Origin of the sequence: Myxococcus sp. AM009 (assembly GCF_013372605.1) — a bacterium.
In the GTDB taxonomy this organism is placed as follows: Bacteria; Myxococcota; Myxococcia; order Myxococcales; family Myxococcaceae; genus Myxococcus; species Myxococcus vastator.
The window spans coordinates 1-1,335 of sequence record NZ_JABXEP010000347.1 but is presented as its reverse complement, the minus strand read 5'-3'; the positions used below and the strand labels follow the sequence as shown (position 1 = coordinate 1,335).

Genomic DNA, 1,335 nt, shown 5'->3' with positions numbered 1-1,335 from the left:
CCACCCCCAGCGTTCCCCCCGGGGGCAGCGCGAAGGACACGTCGTCCACCGCGCGCACCGGCCCCGCTTCCAGCGCCAGCTCCGTGGTCAGCCCGCGGACGTCGAGCAACAGCTCCTGCCCCGCGGGCGTCACGGCGGCCGTCACTTCTGGGCCAGCTCCTCCAGGAACTCCCCTTCCTGGATGACGCCCTTGCGGATGAGCAGGCGGATGAGGCTGGCCACCATGCGCGCCGGCTTCACCTTCTCCGTGTCCAGCGAGGCGTCCTCGCCGCGGGAGATGCGCTCGATGTCGTCCAGGATGGACAGGTCCTCGTCGGAGAACTGAGGCGTGGGCGTGAGCGGCACCGACGGACGCGAGCCCTGCGCCGCACCGCCGAACACCACCACCGGCACGCGCGGCCGGCCCTCCGCTCCGTCCGCCTCCGCGTCGGGAGGAGGAGGAGGCGGCGGCCTCACCGGGGCCGAGGCCTTCCGGCCGAGCAGGTCATCCAGCGCGTCCACGCCGGCCTCGCTGTCGGTGGCTTCCGGCGGCGGCGGTGGCGGCGAGGCCGGGCCTCGGGGCGAGGGGGGACGGGCAGCGGGCGACGGAGAAGGCGGTACGGGCTTGGACACGGGCTTCGGAGCCTCCGGGAAATCCCATTCGAGCGGCGCGCCAGCGGCCACGGGCGGAGGCGGCGCACCGTCCTCGTCCTCCAGGGCCACTGCTTCCACGATGTCCAGCGGCTCACCCCGGGCCCGCGCCAGCGCGGCGTCCAGGTCGTCCGAAGCCGCCACGAAGACACGCATCTGCTTGCGGAGCTGGAAGCGCAGCTCGTCCACGAGCGTCACGTCCGCCGGGTCATCCACCGCGACGAGGATGCGCTCGCTGCGGCCTTCCACTTCCATCCGGAACGGCACGATGCGGTGCTCGGACTGGAAGTCCACGGACACCAAGCTCACGACGTTCGCCGGAATCTCCTCCGGCAGCGCCACGAAGGGCAGCGCGTGCTGGGCGGACAGGGCCTGCGCGATATGCGTGGGCGTGCAAAGCCCTTGCGCCACCAGCACCTCACCCAGGCGCTGGCCACCGAATGCACCCCGACGTCCCAATGCCACGCGGACCTGCTCCTCCGTCACGACGCCGGCCTCGACGAGCAGCTCACCAATCTTCTTGCGCATGGAGGACTACCGCTTGACCTTCGCGAGGTACTCCTCGCGGCTGAACACACCCTTCTCGATGAGCAGCTCGACCATCGCCTTGAGGGCGGCGACTTCCTTGCGCTGCACTTCTTCCACGTTGCGAAGCAGCTCCGCGGGGCTGCCGGAGGCCGCGGGACGGGCGGCGGGAGCCTCGGG

At 71.8% G+C, this 1,335-nt stretch carries 1 protein-coding gene and 1 pseudogene; both read right to left on the bottom strand.

Translation table 11 applies throughout. The features are described from left to right. A pseudogene (locus HV824_RS37880) lies at positions 1 to 145 on the bottom strand (peptide ABC transporter ATP-binding protein); the annotation flags it as partial. Beyond that, on the bottom strand, positions 142 to 1,158 hold the full coding sequence (locus tag HV824_RS35770) for a general secretion pathway protein GspE (RefSeq protein ID WP_176421567.1): 1,017 nt from the start codon (positions 1,156 to 1,158) through the stop codon (positions 142 to 144). The pseudogene HV824_RS37880 and the gene HV824_RS35770, both read right to left, overlap by 4 nt. Between the last annotated feature and the right edge of the window lie 177 nt (positions 1,159 to 1,335).

Bases quoted from the DNA above. Each gene is read 5' to 3' on its own strand.
- HV824_RS35770 (WP_176421567.1), bottom strand. From the start codon at position 1,158: ATGCGCAAGAAGATTGGTGAGCTGCTCGTCGAGGCCGGCGTCGTGACG.